The 15,823-nt window shown below is 58.7% G+C and carries 12 protein-coding genes and 1 pseudogene; 8 read left to right on the forward strand and 5 right to left on the reverse strand.

Annotated features, from left to right (window positions below; translation table 11 throughout):
* Positions 1-5 precede the first annotated feature (5 nt).
* Positions 6-4,874, reverse strand: a complete 4,869-nt coding sequence (locus ACEN8Q_RS06005; RefSeq protein WP_413704730.1) for a HAMP domain-containing protein — start codon at positions 4,872-4,874, stop codon at positions 6-8.
* 221 nt (positions 4,875-5,095) lie between these two features.
* On the opposite strand from ACEN8Q_RS06005, the gene ACEN8Q_RS06010 reads away from it, so the two are divergent.
* Positions 5,096-5,737 carry a response regulator gene (locus tag ACEN8Q_RS06010; RefSeq protein ID WP_413428214.1) on the forward strand — a complete coding sequence of 214 codons (642 nt, stop codon included), beginning with the start codon at positions 5,096-5,098 and terminating at the stop codon, positions 5,735-5,737.
* Positions 5,738-5,946: 209 nt separating this feature from the next.
* A complete protein-coding gene (locus tag ACEN8Q_RS06015) occupies positions 5,947-6,246 on the forward strand; it encodes a hypothetical protein (protein WP_413428213.1) in 300 nt (99 codons plus the stop codon).
* A 457-nt stretch (positions 6,247-6,703) separates the two neighbouring features.
* Here the strand turns inward: ACEN8Q_RS06015 and ACEN8Q_RS06020 are convergent, their stop codons facing one another.
* Positions 6,704-7,879, reverse strand: coding sequence for an ATP-binding protein (locus ACEN8Q_RS06020; RefSeq protein WP_413704731.1), 1,176 nt, complete (start codon positions 7,877-7,879; stop codon positions 6,704-6,706).
* Positions 7,880-8,399: 520 nt separating this feature from the next.
* Entirely contained in the window at positions 8,400-8,801 is a 402-nt protein-coding gene (locus ACEN8Q_RS06025; protein WP_413704732.1) for a hypothetical protein, read from the reverse strand.
* Here ACEN8Q_RS06025 and ACEN8Q_RS06030 point away from each other — a divergent pair.
* Positions 8,769-9,323, forward strand: coding sequence for a hypothetical protein (locus ACEN8Q_RS06030; protein ID WP_413704733.1), 555 nt, complete (start codon positions 8,769-8,771; stop codon positions 9,321-9,323). The two genes, ACEN8Q_RS06025 and ACEN8Q_RS06030, sit on opposite strands and share 33 nt — an antisense overlap.
* A gap of 888 nt (positions 9,324-10,211) precedes the next feature.
* On the opposite strand, the pseudogene ACEN8Q_RS06035 reads toward ACEN8Q_RS06030, so the two are convergent.
* A pseudogene (locus tag ACEN8Q_RS06035) lies at positions 10,212-10,295 on the reverse strand (alpha/beta fold hydrolase); the annotation flags it as partial.
* Between the two features lie 33 nt (positions 10,296-10,328).
* The gene (locus ACEN8Q_RS06040) at positions 10,329-11,402 is read right to left on the reverse strand and encodes an ornithine cyclodeaminase (protein ID WP_413704734.1); all 1,074 of its coding nucleotides are present in this window, start codon (positions 11,400-11,402) and stop codon (positions 10,329-10,331) included.
* 593 nt (positions 11,403-11,995) lie between these two features.
* On the opposite strand from ACEN8Q_RS06040, the gene ACEN8Q_RS06045 reads away from it, so the two are divergent.
* From ACEN8Q_RS06045 to ACEN8Q_RS06065, 5 genes are read left to right on the forward strand one after another with little or no spacing between them, the layout of a single operon-like run.
* On the forward strand, positions 11,996-12,775 hold the full coding sequence (locus tag ACEN8Q_RS06045) for a transporter substrate-binding domain-containing protein (protein ID WP_322617977.1): 780 nt from the start codon (positions 11,996-11,998) through the stop codon (positions 12,773-12,775).
* A 59-nt stretch (positions 12,776-12,834) separates the two neighbouring features.
* Positions 12,835-13,560 (forward strand): ABC transporter permease, encoded by a 726-nt coding sequence (locus ACEN8Q_RS06050; RefSeq protein ID WP_413428537.1) that lies wholly within the window; start codon positions 12,835-12,837, stop codon positions 13,558-13,560.
* Positions 13,557-14,267 (forward strand): ABC transporter permease, encoded by a 711-nt coding sequence (locus ACEN8Q_RS06055; protein WP_057399569.1) that lies wholly within the window; start codon positions 13,557-13,559, stop codon positions 14,265-14,267. The genes ACEN8Q_RS06050 and ACEN8Q_RS06055 overlap by 4 nt, the downstream gene beginning before the upstream one ends.
* A 56-nt stretch (positions 14,268-14,323) precedes the next feature.
* Positions 14,324-15,085, forward strand: coding sequence for an ABC transporter ATP-binding protein (locus ACEN8Q_RS06060; protein WP_085715083.1), 762 nt, complete (start codon positions 14,324-14,326; stop codon positions 15,083-15,085).
* 12 nt (positions 15,086-15,097) lie between these two features.
* On the forward strand, positions 15,098-15,577 hold the full coding sequence (locus ACEN8Q_RS06065; protein WP_007974731.1) for an Lrp/AsnC family transcriptional regulator: 480 nt from the start codon (positions 15,098-15,100) through the stop codon (positions 15,575-15,577).
* Positions 15,578-15,823 lie beyond the last annotated feature (246 nt).

Consider the following 15,823-nt stretch of genomic DNA (forward strand, 5'->3'; position numbering starts at 1 on the left):
CAGCGTCATCGATAGAGCCATTTGCGCATCAGTGACAGCAGCTGGTCGGTATCCACCGGCTTGCTGACATAGTCCGATGCTCCTGCCTCGAGGCACTTTTCACGATCACCCATCATCGCCTTGGCCGTCAGCGCAATCATGGGCAGGGTCTCAAATCTTTTGAATGTACGGATCTGGCGCATGGTTTCAAAGCCATCCATCCCGGGCATCATGATGTCCATCAGGATGATGTCGGTATCGGGCTGCTGCTGCAGCAGTTCTATGGCGGTCCGGCCGTTTTCGGCCGTGGCCACCAGCATTTTGTTGCACTCGAGCACGCTGGTCAGGGCAAAGATATTGCGCACGTCATCGTCGACCACCAGGGCTTTTTTGCCCTCCAGACTGTCCGAGCCCTCATAGAGTTTTTCCAGCATCCTGCGCTGGGTCTGCGGCAGCCTGGCTACGACGCGGTGTAGAAACAGCGCGGTTTCGTCGAGTATGCGCTCGGGGGATTGAACTGCCTTGATGACGCCCTTGCCGAGCAGTGTCCTGAAACGCTCGTGTTCCGGCTTGGTCAGTGTCTCTGCACCATAGACCACGATTGGCAATTCACGCATTGCGTGGTCTTCCTGCAACGCTTCGAGAAAGCTGATACCGGATGCGTCGGGCAGTTTGAGGTTGATTGCCATGCAGTCGTAGCGTTTCTTTGCCAGTTTCTTCAAGGCTCCAGCGCCGCTGTCGGTCGTTGCGACCTTCACGTCGGTATTGCCGAGCAGATCGAGGATGCGGGCGCGGCTGCCTTCGTCGCCGTCGACGAGCAGCAGACTCCTGGTCTTGCGTCGTGCGAACGCCACGATGCCGACCAGCGCATTTTGAATTTCGTCGGCTGTGACCGGTTTGAGCAAAAAGTCGAAAGCGCCATAGCGCAGCCCGCGTGTGCGGTCGTCAGCGGTCGAAATGATCTGGACCGGGATGTGACGCGTGGCGAAATCTCGCTTCAACTGCTCGAGTAGCAACCAGCCATCGATGTCCGTCAGGCCCGGGTCCAGGGTGATCGCGGCGGGCTTGAAGCGCTCGACAAGCTCCAGCGCATCCGTGCCACGGGTCGTGACGATAGCCTTGAATCCCTTCTGGCGCGCGGCCTCGAGCAGAATACTGGCGAATCGGGCGTCGCTCTCGAGCATCAGCAGCACCTGGTCCCCGGGTTGGACAGACTCGCGGTCGTCCAGTATCTGTGCAGACGGGCCTGGCATGAGGTCGCGCCTGACCTGGTCAGGTACTGTCTCTACCTCTGTCGCTGATTCGTCTGGCGACTGACGCTGGGCATCCCGTGTGCGCAAGGGCACGTACAGCGCGAAAATGCTGCCCTTGCCGATCTCACCGGCAATCAGCCGCAGCTCACCGCCCAGCCGGTGTGCGAGCTCGCGGCTGATCGACAGACCGAGGCCGGTGCCGCCGTATTTTCGTGAGGTTCCGGTGTCTGCTTGCTGGAACGCTTCGAAGATGAGTTTCTGCTTGCCGGCAGAGACTCCAATGCCGGTGTCGGTGACCACGAAGGCGACCACCGCTTCGGCGTGATTCAGTTCGCTGTGATCCACGCTCCACCCGGACACAGCGGGTGCGATGCTGATCTTGACGCTGCCTTGCTCAGTGAACTTGAAGGCGTTGGACAGCAGGTTCTTGACCACCTGCAGCAGGCGCTTTTCGTCGGTCCAGATGACGGGGGGCAGGGTAGGCGCCAGTTCAATCGTGAAGGTGAGGCCCCGGCTTTCGGCGACCGGCCGGAAGGTGCGCTCGATCTGGTCGTGCAGATCGGCGAACAGCGCTTCATTCAGATCCAGTGTGACCGTACCCGACTCGATCTTCGACAGATAGAGAATCTCGTCGATCAGCTCCAGCAGGTCTTTGCCGGCGCTACGGATGGTCCTGGCATATTCGACCTGCCTGGGGGTGAGATTGTGTTCGGCGTTGTCGCTGAGCTGCTGGGCCAGGATCAGCAAGCTGTTCAATGGCGTCCTGAGCTCATGGGACATGCTGGAGAGGAATTCGGACTTGTACTTCGAAGTCAGCGTCAACTGCTCCGCCTTCTCCTCCAGCGACAGCTTGGTGATTTCGACTTCGCGGTTCTTGCGCTCGACTTCGGCTTTCTGCTCCGCCAGCATTCCAGCCTTGTCCTCCAGTTCCTCGTTGGTCTGGCGCAATTCTTCCTGTTGCCTTTGCAACTCCTGCGCCAGCGATTGCGACTGCTTGAGCAGTTCTTCGGTACGCATATTGGCTTCGATTGTGTTGAGCACGATGCCAATCGATTCAGCAAGCTGATCAAGGAAGGTTTGATGAATGACGCTGTAGCGCGTGAATGAAGCCATTTCGACGACGGCCTTGACCTTGTTCTCGAACAGGATCGGCAACACGATGATATTCAGCGGGGCGGCCGCACCCAGTCCCGATGAAATCGCGACGTAATTGCCGGGGACATCGGTCAAAAGGATGCGCCGCTTCTCGTAAGCGCATTGCCCGACCAGGCCCTCGCCGAGCCGCCACTCATCGTTGACATTGATGTTGCCCTTGTACGCATACGCCGACAGCAGTTTGAGTTTCGCAGGATCGGGCGGGCTCTCGTTCATCATGTAGAACACACCGTGCTGGGCGTTGATCAGCGGAGCCAGTTCCGACAGCACCATCTTGGAGACAGCCGCCAGATCGCGCTGGCCCTGCAGCAGGCGGGTAAATTTCGCGAGATTGGTCTTGAGCCAGTCCTGTTCCGCGTTCTGCCGCGTGGTTTCCCGCAGGTTGCGGATCATCTCGTTGACGTTGTCCTTCAATTCCGCCACTTCACCCTTTGCTTCCACCTCCACGTAACGGGTCAGATCGCCCTTGGTCACGGCAGTCGCCACGTCGGCAATTGCACGCACCTGATTGGTCAGGTTGGCCGCCAGGCCGTTCACGTTGTCGGTCAGGTCGCGCCAGGTGCCGGCAGCACCGGGCACGTTGGCCTGGCCGCCCAGCTTGCCCTCGACGCCCACTTCACGCGCCACCGAGGTCACCTGGTCGGAGAACAGCGCCAGCGTATCGGTCATACCGTTGATGGTGTCCGCCAGTTCGGCGATCTCGCCCTTGGCTTGCAGTGTCAGTTTCTTCTTCATGTCGCCGTTGGCTACCGCGGTCACCACTTTTGCGATGCCTCGCACCTGGCTGGTCAGGTTGGCCGCCATGAAGTTCACGTTTTCGGTCAAATCCTTCCAGGTGCCGGACACGCCTTGCACCTGTGCCTGCCCGCCGAGCTTTCCTTCGGTGCCGACTTCGCGTGCTACCCGCGTCACTTCGGCGGCAAAGCTGTTGAGCTGGTCCACCATTGTGTTGATGGTGTTCTTCAACTCCATGATTTCGCCTTTGGCTTCCACGGTAATCGTGCGCCCCAGGTCGCCCTTTGCCACCGCCGTCGTCACGTCGGCGATGTTGCGCACCTGATTGGTCAGGTTGGCCGCCATGCTGTTGACCGAGTCGGTCAAGTCTTTCCAGGTTCCGCCAACGCCCGCCACCTTGGCCTGTCCACCAAGCTTGCCGTCAGTCCCCACTTCGCGGGCCATGCGCGTCACTTCGTCGGCAAAGGTCGAGAGCTGGTCCACCATGGTGTTGATGGTTTCCTTGAGCTGGAGAATTTCACCTTTCGCTTCGGCTGTGATCTTGCGCGACAGGTCGCCGTTGGCCACCGCCGTCGTCACGTCGGCAATGTTGCGCACCTGGGTGGTCAGGTTGGCCGCCATGCCATTGACCGAATTGGTCAGGTCCTTCCAGGTACCGGATACGCCGGTCACTTCGGCTTGTCCGCCCAACTTGCCTTCGGTGCCGACTTCCAGCGCCACGCGGGTCACCTCTGCGGCGAAGCTGGAGAGCTGGTCGACCATCGTGTTGATGGTGTTTTTCAGTTCGAGAATCTCGCCCTTGGCTTCAACGGTAATTTTCTTGCCGAGGTCGCCACGCGCCACCGCCGTCGTCACCTGGGCGAGGTTGCGCACCTGGGTGGTCAGGTTGGCCGCCATGCCGTTGACCGATTCGGTCAGGTCGCGCCAGGTGCCTGATACGTCGCGCACTTCCGCCTGACCGCCCAACTTGCCTTCGGTACCGACTTCCAGCGCCACGCGGGTCACCTCCGCAGCGAAGCTCGAGAGCTGGCCGACCATGGTGTTGATGGTGTTTTTCAGCTCGAGAATCTCACCCTTGGCTTCGACGGTAATCGTCTTGCCCAGATCGCCTTTGGCCACCGCGGTCGTCACGTAAGCGATGTTGCGCATCTGGGTGGTCAGGTTGGCGGCCATGTCGTTGACGGAATCGGTCAGATCCCTCCAGGTGCCGGACACTCCTTTGACATTGGCCTGCCCACCGAGAATCCCTTCGGTGCCGACTTCGCGGGCTACGCGGGTCACTTCGGAAGCGAAGGAGCCCAGTCGCGTCACCATGGTGTTCACGATCCCGGCGGACTTGAGGAACTGGCCCCGCAGTTTCAGGCCGTTGAGTACCGGTGGTACCTGTTGGCTCAGATTACCCTCGGCCACCGAACCGACAACGCGAATGATCTCGTTCATCGGGCTGATGAGGTCGCTGGTAAGCGCATTGCTCGAGTTGACGATCTTTTGCCATGAGCCTTTCATCATCGGCAATTCGATGCGCTCATCGACCTTGCCCTGCTTGCCGATCAGTCGCGCCACGCGTTCGAATTCGGTGGTGGTGTCGGCTGCCATGTCGATGATTTCGTTGAGCGTGTCGGCGATCTTGCCCGGCATGCCGGTCCAGTCTTCCGGCATGCGCGTAGTGAAGTCACCTTTGCGCAACGCCTGCAGCGCTGCCAGCAACGTCTTCATGTCGAAAACTTCGATCGGTGTCGTTACTGTGGCCATGTCTGTGTCCAGTCAAAGTTGATGCCACGCAGTGTTTCCCATGGTGAAAACCGAGCGTCAGCTTAGGGAATACTAGCAAGGTTGGCGCAATGCCCCGGATCCAGGGGAAATTGTCATCTTGCAATGCAATCGCGGCCTGCTAACGTCAAGCTCTGCAGCCGATTCCGTGGCTTGCCGGTCACTGGCCGCAGGGTTAGTGCGGGTACGAATGGAAAATACAGATGCCTGAGCAAAAAATCAGAGTCTTGCTGGTGGATGATCACAGCATCGTGCGCAACGGCGTGCGACGCATGCTGGAGACTGCCGGCGAGATCGAAGTAACAGGTGAAGCAGAGACGGCACAGGACGCAATGCTGCTGATCCGGGAGCAGGATTTCGACGTGGCGCTGGTCGATATCCAGCTGCCCGACAAAACCGGTCTCCAACTCCTCAAGCTGATGCGTGCGGAGAAGCCCAGGCTCGCCGTTCTGATGTTGAGCATGCATTCGGTCGAGGCCTATGCATTACGCGCCATGAAGCACGGCGCTGCGGGATACCTCACCAAGGATATTTCCGCAGCCACCCTGGTTGCGGCAGTTCGCAAGGTGGCCTCAGGCGGCAAGCACGTCAGTCCTGAGCTGGCGGAAAAACTGGTCAACGCTATCGGCAGAGGCGACGCGGCACCCCACGAAGCACTATCCGACCGGGAACTTGAAGTACTCAAGCTGCTCGCAGCAGGCGAGAGAATTGTCCGCATCGCCCAGATACTGCACTTGAGCCCGAGTACCGTCACGACGTACCGGGCACGCATCCTGGAAAAAACCGGGATGGACAGCAATGCCAAACTGGCCCGCTATGCACTGGAAAACGGCCTGTTGACCTAGAACGCCTTGCCATCCGACGCAGCCGATCCAGCCTGCCTGTAGTGGAACCACTACAAACGCTTGGCCGATATCTCCACAAGGATGTCCAGCTAACGTCGATAGTGGGATCCGTTCAACTCAAGCATATTGACCTCTCTGCAAAATTTGTAGGTTGAGCGCGGAATACGCGCTGCATTCATGTTGAATCAAAGTTCCAACTGGAGGACTACATGATGATTGGCTACTGGTTGTGCGCGTTGCTGTGGGGTGTGGTGGTGCTGGAGGAAATCCAGTGCATGCCCCGGCAAGAGTGGAAAGACGAGGGTCTGAAAAAGGTTCTGTTGCTGCGCCGGACGAGAACCCGGACCAACTACTTTATGGCGTTGATCGCTGGCGCCTTGTGCCTTTACAGCGAAATCCGGGTGGCGCCGGTCGATCAGAACATTTTCAATCCGGAGCTGATACTTGCCGTGTGTGGTCTGCTTTGGGGTGCTTATCTTTGCGTAGTCTCCTTGAAGGGGAAACGTTAGATGCCTGGCTCCCTGACGACTGCTGGTAATTGATATTTCGCTATCGTCAGCCGGCGGGGAAATTCCCCCGGTCAGGCGCTCAACTCAGCATTTGAAGAGCCGCGGCCTCCCTGGTTGCGGCTTGTGCTGTGTGGTTTGCTTCCAGGGCTTGATGACCTCCAACCCCTTGGTGAAGCAGAGCCTATGTGCAAGTACTACCCAAGGTGGAGTATCGGATGACAGAGTAGGGCAGGTGCTTTGTCCAGCACTGGATGCACTGTTGAAATGGGCGGATCATCGGGAGACGCTCAAGCCAGCCGGTTGAACCTCCCAGGGTTCGCAGGCCTGCCTGGGAGGCCGCTTCTCGCCGTTTTCAGCCTGTCGCGACCGACTGAAGCGACCCACAGCGGCCAGTCACTCCAGGCTATCGTCGGCTAGTAATGGAGGGGCGATGGGGCTGAGTGAGGGGCAATCCAGGCTAATTCAAGGTGCGAGGAAAGGTTGCAGTGAATGTTGTACCGGCGGTGAGAGTAGAAGTGACAGCCACTTCGCCGTAGTGCGCCCTTGCGATCTCCCGAACGATGAACAGACCCAACCCGACACTTCTGAGTTCGGCATTGTCATGACTGCCTCGGATCATCGGCTCGAACAAATCTCCAAGCAACACCTCAGGTATTGGGGTGCCAAAATTGTGCACGGTAATAATGACCGCTTGATCTTCAATGCGTGTAGAAACGGTGACTTCGCTATCGGCGGCGCCGTAGGCGACTGCATTGGCGACCAGGTTGCCGATGAGCTGATAGAGCCGATCACTGTCTGCAGAAAAATCACCTTGCCCATACCGCAGATGGGTCAACTCATGCCCGGGAAAAGCCAGGCTCAACTCGTCCAGGCAATCGGCCACCAGTTCGTGTAAATCGACGGGTTTTGGCAGGACCGAGATACCTCGCCCGACCTGAGTCAAGGTGAAATCCAGCAGATCGGCCACCAGGCGCTGCGCACGCTCTGCCGAATGGGTGATGTGGCCAAGTATCTGCACCTGTTTAGCATCCATCTCCCTGCGGCCCAGCAGTTCAGTCGCCATCTTTATGGCCGATAACGGGTTGCGCAGGTCATGACTGACAATTCCGATAAGCTGCTCGGCGAACAGGGCCCTGTCCTCAGCCGCAGCGTACGTGATGCGCAACTTGTCCTGGGTCATATCCAGTACACGTTGGTCCTTGAGGTGTTTCGCCAAATGCCTTTCGGCAAGCATTCGGGCATTGAGCAGTTCGCGCTCGTACCTTTGGCTGCCCGCGGCTTTGAACAGGGTCATTTCATGAAATATGCCAGCAGAATGCTCACAGCTGATGGCGCTGAGCATCATTGGAATGGAATGTCCGTTGTAGTGAACGAGATCGAACTTCACGTCAGCCACGACGCCCTGTATCTGCATGAGGGGCGCCCAGTACATCTTGTGGAACGTCCTTCCCTCGAGGCTCATCAAGTCCTGGATGTGACGACCGAGCAGCTCTTCTCGCCGGTAGCCTAACCAACGGCAGAACGTGAGGTTGACCTGTACGATCTCGCCATTTTCTGCGGTCAGCAGTAAGCCGCAGTCAGCTTCGTCGAAGAGAACGTCAGAACCGGGCTGAGAATTGTCATCTGCGGGCATTTGTATTCACTGACCAATGGGGTCGGTATCTGAAAAATTATAGGCACGACTCGGGCAAGGACCCTCAAAATTTATTCCTTTCGCAGTGATTGCCTCGACATTCGGGGGTTATTTTGATTTGACCCTGGTTCCCCGGGTAAATCCGAATGCCAGACTCCTGGTCTATCCCATTGAAAAAACTCATCTCGTTAAACCAGCCGATCGGCTGAGGGGCGATGCTTCAATGGGGCAGGTTGAAGTTTTTGCTCAACGCATGCCTTGGTCCTGGTACTTATTTGTTGAACTCGGGCTGAAAGCACTCCTCTAACATAAACGTGGGAATTTTTCCCGCGCAATGATACTGACTGGCTTTGAAGGATCGTGCGGATACCGCAGTTGCTCGTTATTGCTGCAGATTTATGTTCGTGCCGGTTGGCTGGCCGCTCCAATGGGCGGCCGGGAACTCACTGGACATTGCGTTCGAAACGGAGATGACGACGCAACTCCAAGCGGAGGTTGCAACATGCAGCTCAAAAAATGTTTATTGGCTCTGGCAATTGGCGGAGTCCTGTCGGCATCGACTGTCCTGGTGCCCGATTACATCGGTAGTTTCTCCAGCGTGTATGCCAAAGATGGTGGCAGCGGCGGTGGTGGTAGCGGCGGAGGCGGTGGTGGTGGTCACGGTGGCGGTGGCTCCGGAGGCGGCGGTCACGGTGGTGAAGGCGGAGGCAGCCACGGTGGCGGCGGCAGTGGCTCCGGTAGTGGAGGCTCCGGAGGCGGTGGCCACGGTGGTGACGGTGGTGGCGGTCACGGTGGCGGCGGCCATGGAGAGGGTGGCGATCATGGTGCGGCAGGCCATGGCGGTGAAGGTCATGGAGGCCCGGGGCGCGGCGACGCTGACCATGGTGGTATGGCCGGGAACAGAGGCCCAGGCAATGCGCATGACAACGCCAAAGACAACGACAACGACAACGCCAAAGACAACGCCAAAGACAACGCCAAAGACAACGACAACGCCAAAGACAATGACAACGACGCCGCCGATGCAGCCAGGGACGCTGCCAAAAATGACGCAGATGCAGCCCGGGATGCGGCAAAAGCTACTGCAAATGCAACCAGAGATGCCGCAAGGGCTGAGGCGGATGCAGCCAGAGACGCCGCAAAAGCTGCTGGCGTAGCAGGCGCAGATGCAACCAGAGATGCTGCCAGGGCTGCTGCAGATGCAGCCAGGGACGCCGCCAAGGCAGACGCAGATGCAGCCAGAGATGCTGCCAGGGCTGCTGCAGATGCAGCCAGGGACGCCGCCAAAGCTGACGCGAAAGCAGCCAGAGAGGCTGCCAAAGTTGAAGCGAAAGATGCCAGAGAGGCTGCCAAAGTTGAGGCGAAAAATGCCCGAGAGGATGTGGCGGACGCCCCAGACGCCCCAGACGCTCCGGATGTCGACGCGGTTGAGGTACACAACTAGGCCAGCGCGTTCCGTAATGAACACGGCAGGCCTGGCCGTAGAAAACGTCCCGGGAACTTGAGGGGCGTATCGCCAATGAGTCGCAAGCCCTGAAGCGTCGTGGGGGTTGCGATTTTTTTTCGAAATCTGTCGCACAGTCCGAAACACTGACGAGGGGGGCGGAACTGGGCGGGTAAGCAATCAATCCCGGTCGTTCACAAAAACCGGAGCTTTCCCGTTGTTGTGGCGCGGGGTCGGGAAGTTGGACTCATCTGTCCACCGGTTGAATCCACAGCCGATTGCAGCCCGTCGCGAAGGGTTGCAACCGCCCCATGGCGGACATGCTGAGCGACCATTACGGTGTCGGTAATCCGAGTCGATGTGCTTCGTTGCTCACATTCATCCTTGTGCCCTTGAGTGCCGTACCGCAGGAGCGTCGAACGCGGACCCCGCTCTACACGCAGTATGACGTCAGCACCTTCAGTCGATCGTAATGGCAGGGTCGTGTCGACGCTTATAGTGACTGTGGCTTCACCACACTGGAAACCTGTTCGGCCAGAACCGATTGAGAAGCCATTGTGAGCAGGAGGGAACAGGCGGCGATCCGTAGCATGCTGGTAGCTCAGAAATATACAAAAAGCGGATGCTAGCAGACCTGTCTGCGAACCAGATGGAGTCCACACACTCCCGGAATTTTAAAGTCCACTTCTGGCTATGGATTCAACCGGTGGACGCAACAGATTGGCTGAATCGTTCAGTGGGCGTTCCTAGGCGGTCTTGAGGATGCACGCAAATGAAAAACTGCAAACAGGCTCAACAACCATTTGCGCTGCTGCGGATTTCCCCAAGAATCCGAGTCACACCTCTCGAAGGCGGCAATCCAAACACTCGTGCGAAGTCGCAGCTGAATTGGGTATCCCAGTCGTCGCCGGACAGCGGCCAGCCGTGATGGAACACGATGGGCTGGCCGGTGCCCCAGTCCTTGTAGAAAAGACGCGTGCTCGCGCGATGTGATTGCTGTCGGGATCAAATCTCCAGCGCCGGGGACCTCACATGGTGAACGGGCTGCACATCGGCTGTTGCCGAAGGCTGCAGCAACGAGAACAGGTTCTTGGGATCTTGCAGCTCTGGCACCAGCTGGATGTCGCTGCCAATGTCGAGCGTTGTTGCTACATCCAGCACATAGCGCAGGGCGGAGTAGTCCTCGAGGGCAAAGCCGACCGAGTCGAACAGGGTGACTTCCCCGGCATGCTGGCGACCTTGAGTCTGGCCATTGATGACTTTCCAGAACTCGATAATCGGTGAGTCGGCCGGCATCTGCTGTATTTCGCCTTCAATGCGGCTTTGCGGTTCGTACTCGACCATGACCCGCGCACGCTCCACGATGTCCCGGTGCAATTCGGTCTTGCCGGGACAGTCGCCGCCCACGGCGTTGAGGTGCATCCCGGGCTCGATCATCTCAGGCGTCAGAATGGTTGCGTAGGCCTTGTCGGCCGTGACCGTGGTCACGATATCGGCACCCCGTACCGCTTCGGCGACGGTTTTGGCAGCGGTCACCTGGATGGCGGGATAGGCCCGCAGGTTGGCTACCAGCTTCGCGGTCGCGGCAGGGTCGATGTCGTAGAGGCTGATTTGAGTAATACCCAGTAAGGTATGAAACGCCAGGGCCTGGAATTCGCTCTGTGAGCCATTACCGATGAGTGCCATTCGGCGGCTGTCCGGTCGGGCGAGGTAGCGGGCCGCGAGCGCAGAAGTGGCAGCGGTGCGAATGGCGGTAGTCAGGGTCATTTCACTCAGAAGCACAGGTTTGCCGGTATCGACATCTCCCAGTGCACCAAACGCCATGACCGTCAGCATGCCATTGTGCGTGTTCTTCGGATGTCCATTGACATATTTGAAGGCGTAGAGCGTTGCATCAGACACGGGCATCAGCTCGATCACGCCCTCGGGTGAGTGGTTCGCCAGGCGCGCGCATTTTTCGAATTCCGGCCAGCGTACGTAATCCTGACGGATGTACTCGGCCATTTCGGTCAGGCATCGAGGCAAGCCTTTTTCCTGGACGAGACGGCTCAGATCATTGACGTCGATGTAACGGGTCATATCGGGTTCCTTTTGGCGCTTTTTTCTGGGGGGGATGCCGGCCTGGTCTGCCGTTCGCTTGGGCAGCTGAGACTCAGGAGGTGGTCCATGTATTTGCGACGGACCCATTGTCGAGGCAATGGCGAGAAGATTTCGGCCAATACTGACCCCGGATACAGCGAGAGAAGTCGAAAAACAGAGGGTGCACAGCGGAATCGGCTTGGTGCTTCACGATGCATCGTCATGCAGATAAAGAAGGCCGCAAAGAGCCTCACATGTTCTGTGCCGCTCCCGCCAAGTGGAGAAACAGTGATTTACAGCAGACAACAGAATCGGCTGTGAAAGCCCTTCGTTCAGCACAGGCACGCTGTTTTAACGAGGGCTTACGACACCAGCTCCTTCCCCGCAATTGGCATTCTGGCGGTCCGTTTCAAGCGCTTGTCGATCGCCGCTTGAGATGGAATGCGACTCCGACGACCGGCTGCTTGCGGTCGAAAACAACAACAAAAACGGCTGCGGTGAACACCGCATCGATTCTCTGCCCCTGTCAGAAAAGTGTGGTCCGACGCAGGCGCCGGATCGCGATAAATCCAAATAATCCGGGACTCAAGAAGATGAACATCAAATGGCTGACTTTGCCGGCACTCGCGTTGTTGTGCTGCACCACGGGCGCCAGCGCCAAGGAATGGAAGGAGCTGCGATTTGGCGTCAACCCAAGCTACCCACCCTTTGAATCCACCACGGCCGATGGCGGGGTCCAGGGCTTCGGCGTGGATCTGGGCAATGCGATATGTGCCGAGCTGAAGCTGACTTGCGTGTGGGTCAGCAATGACTTCGACGGACTGATTCCGGGGCTCAAGGCCGGCAAGTTCGATGCCATCGAATCTTCGATGACCGTGACCGACACGCGCAAAAAACAGATCGACTTTACCGATCGCCTTTATGCCGGACCGACCGCCATCGTCACCCGCAAAGACTCCGGACTGCTGCCCACCGCCGAGTCGCTGCGCGGTAAAACCATCGGCTACATGCAAGGCACGATTCAGGAAACCTACGCCAAGGCCAAGCTGGGGCCGGGCGGGGTGAAGCTGCGGGCTTATCAGAATCAGGATCAGGTCTATGCCGACCTGGTGTATGGCCGTCTCGATGCGTCGATCCAGGACAAGCTGCAAGCGCAGATGAGTTTCCTGACCTCGCCGCAAGGCGCGGACTTCCAGAACAGCGAAGGCATCAGCGACCCGTTGGTGCCTTCGGAAATCGCCATCGGGGTGCGCAAGGACAACGAAGAGCTCAAAGGCATGCTCAATGCCGCCATCAAGGCCCTGCACGACAAGGGCATCTACGCGCAGATCCAGCAGAAGCACTTCGGCGATCTGGACCTCTACAACAACTGATCCTCGTGTCCCGGCCGCTGTGTCGCAGCGACCGGGGCGCATCAAGACAGGTGACTGGCGTGAATTCCTTCCTGAATATCCCTGGGCTCGACCTTTCGGCCCTGCAAGGCTATGGCCCTTTGTTGCTGCACGGTACCTGGGTCACCCTCAAACTGTCGGCGCTCGCGCTTGTGGTGAGCATGGCGCTGGGGCTGCTCGGCGCGGCGGCAAAGCTGTCGCCGCTGAAGCTGTTCAATCTGCCGGCGACCTTTTACACGACACTGATCCGTGGCGTGCCTGACCTGGTGTTGATGCTGCTGATTTTCTACAGCCTGCAAGGCTGGCTCAGCGCCCTGACCGAGGCCATGGGTTGGGCGTACATGGAAATCGATCCGTTCGTGGCCGGCATCGTCACCCTTGGCTTCATATACGGTGCGTATTTCACCGAGACCTTTCGCGGGGCGATTCTGAGTGTGCCACGCGGGCAACAGGAGGCCGCGGCGTGCTTTGGCCTGAACCGTTGGCAGCGCTTTCGTTTCGTGGTGTTCCCGCAAATGATGCGTTTCGCCTTGCCGAGCCTTGGCAACAACTGGCTGGTGCTGCTCAAGGCCACGGCGCTGGTATCGATCATCGGTTTGTCGGACCTGGTCAAGGTCGCGCAAGAGGCGGGTAAAAGTACGTTCAACATGCTCGATTTTCTGCTGCTGGCCGCAGCGCTTTACCTGCTGATCACCAGCGCTTCGAACTACGTATTGCGCGTGCTGGAACGGCGCTACAACCAGGGTGTGCGGGGGATGGCACGATGATCGAATTGATTGCCGAATACTGGAGACCCTTCCTGTTCAGCGACGGCGAAAGCTTCACCGGACTGGCGATGACCCTGTGGTTACTGGTGGCGAGCATTGCCATGGGCTTCGTGCTGTCGCTGCCCCTGGCGATCTTGCGCGTGTCGCGCTGGGGTGTTTTGCGTTGGCCGGTCCAGCTATTCACCTACGTGTTTCGCGGCACACCGCTGTATATCCAGTTGCTGATTTGCTACAGCGGGATCTACGGCATTGCCGTGGTCCGTTCGCAGCCATTGCTCGAAGCGTTTTTCCGCGACGCAATGAATTGCACCTTGCTGGCGTTCACCCTCAACACCTGCGCTTACACCGTGGAGATTTTCGCCGGGGCGATCCGCAGTATTCCCTACGGCGAAATCGAAGCGGCCCATGCCTATGGCCTGAGTGGCTGGCGCCTGTATCTGCAACTGATCCTGCCTTCGGCGCTGCGCCGCGCGCTGCCGTACTACAGCAACGAAGTGATCCTGATGCTGCACGCAACTTCGGTGGCATTTACCGCAACGATTCCGGACATCCTGAAAATCGCCCGGGACGCCAATGCGGCGACCTTCATGACGTTCCAGGCATTCGGCATCGCCGGTCTGCTGTACCTCGCGCTGTCGTTCGGGCTGGTCGGGGCATTCAGGCTGGCGGAGAAACGCTGGCTGAGCTTTCTCGGCCCGACTCACTGACTTCCATTTTTAATCCAGAGCGGCGCCGATCAACGTGCCGTTCCAGGAGTATTCGCATGTACAAACTCACGGTTGAAAATCTGTATAAACGTTTTGGTGACAACGAAGTGCTCAAGGGCGTCTCGTTGAACGCACGGGCAGGGGACGTGGTGAGCATGATCGGCGCCAGCGGTTCGGGTAAGAGCACCATGTTGCGCTGCATCAACTTCCTGGAACGGGCGGACGAAGGTGCCATTGCCCTGGATGGCGAGCGAGTCCTCACCCGTCAGGGCGTCGGTGGCATGCGCGTGGCCAACCCGAAACAGTTGCAGCGTTTGCGCACGCGACTGGCGATGGTGTTCCAGCATTTCAACCTGTGGAGTCACCTGACCGTGCTGGAGAACATCGTGCTGGCGCCGTGTCGAGTCCTGGGCATGAGCCGCAAGGCCGCTGAAGACAGCGCACGAGCGTATCTGGACAAGGTCGGGCTGCCGCAACGGGTGGCCGATCAGTACCCGGCGTTTCTGTCGGGCGGGCAGCAACAGCGGGTGGCGATTGCCCGTGCCCTGGCGGTGGAACCGGAAATCCTGTTGTTCGACGAGCCCACCTCGGCGCTTGACCCGGAACTGGTGGGTGAAGTCCTGAAGGTGATCCAGGCACTGGCCGAAGAAGGCCGGACCATGCTGATGGTGACCCACGAAATGGGCTTTGCCCGGCAGGTTTCCAGCCAGGTGTTGTTCCTGCATCAGGGGCGGGTCGAGGAGCAGGGTGATGCTACGATACTCGACCGGCCAAACAGTGAACGTTTGCAGCAATTTCTATCGGGTCGTTTGAAGTGAGGCAACGCGTACATGGCGGATATCCGCGATCTGTCGATTGTGCTTGATCGTATCGATCAGGCAATCATTGAAGTGTTGCGCCACGAAGGGCGCATCACTTATCAAAAGCTTTCCGAGCGCGTGCACCTGACGCCCAGGCCTTGTCTGGAACGGGTACGCAAGCTGGAGCAGCTCGGGGTCATTCGCGGCTATGGCGCGATTCTCGACGAGAAGAAACTGACGCCGGGTTTGTCGTTGCTGGTGCTGGTGGCGTTGTCGAACCAGAGTGGACGCGCGGCGCAAAAGGCCTTCGAGGCCAAGGTCCGCGCCTGCCCGCAGGTGCTGGAATGTCGCCTGATCAGTGGCGCGTTCGACTACAGCCTGCGCATGCGCTGCCGAGACATGGAGCATTACCGGGTGTTGACCGAAGTCTGGTTTGACGACCCGGATCTGCACATCGACAAACTGGTCAGCCACCCGGAGCTGGCGATGGTCAAGACCACGATGGAGTAAGATCAGAAATCGCTGCCTGCGACACGCCGCCATCGCAAGCAGGCTTGCTCGCGAAGGCGGCCTGATGGCCAGCCTGTCTTTTGTTGTCGGTGTACATATCCGATTTTTCGGTAACGGCGGCTTATGGTTCCGCCCTTACGGCGGGTCCCTTTTGGCAAACGCCCCAAAAGGAACCAAAAGGTCTCGCCCCTTACGTACGGCCCCTCGCCAGGGCTCGGGGTTCCTTCGCTCCGGCATTCATCCGGG

It is taken from the genome of Pseudomonas sp. Pseusp16 (genome assembly GCF_047324915.1).
Lineage (GTDB): Bacteria > Pseudomonadota > Gammaproteobacteria > Pseudomonadales > Pseudomonadaceae > Aquipseudomonas > Aquipseudomonas fluorescens_CD.

Bases quoted from the DNA above. Each gene is read 5' to 3' on its own strand.
- ACEN8Q_RS06005 (WP_413704730.1), bottom strand. From the start codon at position 4,874: ATGGCCACAGTAACGACACCGATCGAAGTTTTCGACATGAAGACGTTG.
- ACEN8Q_RS06010 (WP_413428214.1), top strand. From the start codon at position 5,096: ATGCCTGAGCAAAAAATCAGAGTCTTGCTGGTGGATGATCACAGCATC.
- ACEN8Q_RS06015 (WP_413428213.1), top strand. From the start codon at position 5,947: ATGATGATTGGCTACTGGTTGTGCGCGTTGCTGTGGGGTGTGGTGGTG.
- ACEN8Q_RS06020 (WP_413704731.1), bottom strand. From the start codon at position 7,879: ATGCCCGCAGATGACAATTCTCAGCCCGGTTCTGACGTTCTCTTCGAC.
- ACEN8Q_RS06030 (WP_413704733.1), top strand. From the start codon at position 8,769: ATGGCCGGGAACAGAGGCCCAGGCAATGCGCATGACAACGCCAAAGAC.
- ACEN8Q_RS06025 (WP_413704732.1), bottom strand. From the start codon at position 8,801: ATGCGCATTGCCTGGGCCTCTGTTCCCGGCCATACCACCATGGTCAGC.
- ACEN8Q_RS06040 (WP_413704734.1), bottom strand. From the start codon at position 11,402: ATGACCCGTTACATCGACGTCAATGATCTGAGCCGTCTCGTCCAGGAA.
- ACEN8Q_RS06045 (WP_322617977.1), top strand. From the start codon at position 11,996: ATGAACATCAAATGGCTGACTTTGCCGGCACTCGCGTTGTTGTGCTGC.
- ACEN8Q_RS06055 (WP_057399569.1), top strand. From the start codon at position 13,557: ATGATCGAATTGATTGCCGAATACTGGAGACCCTTCCTGTTCAGCGAC.
- ACEN8Q_RS06060 (WP_085715083.1), top strand. From the start codon at position 14,324: ATGTACAAACTCACGGTTGAAAATCTGTATAAACGTTTTGGTGACAAC.
- ACEN8Q_RS06065 (WP_007974731.1), top strand. From the start codon at position 15,098: ATGGCGGATATCCGCGATCTGTCGATTGTGCTTGATCGTATCGATCAG.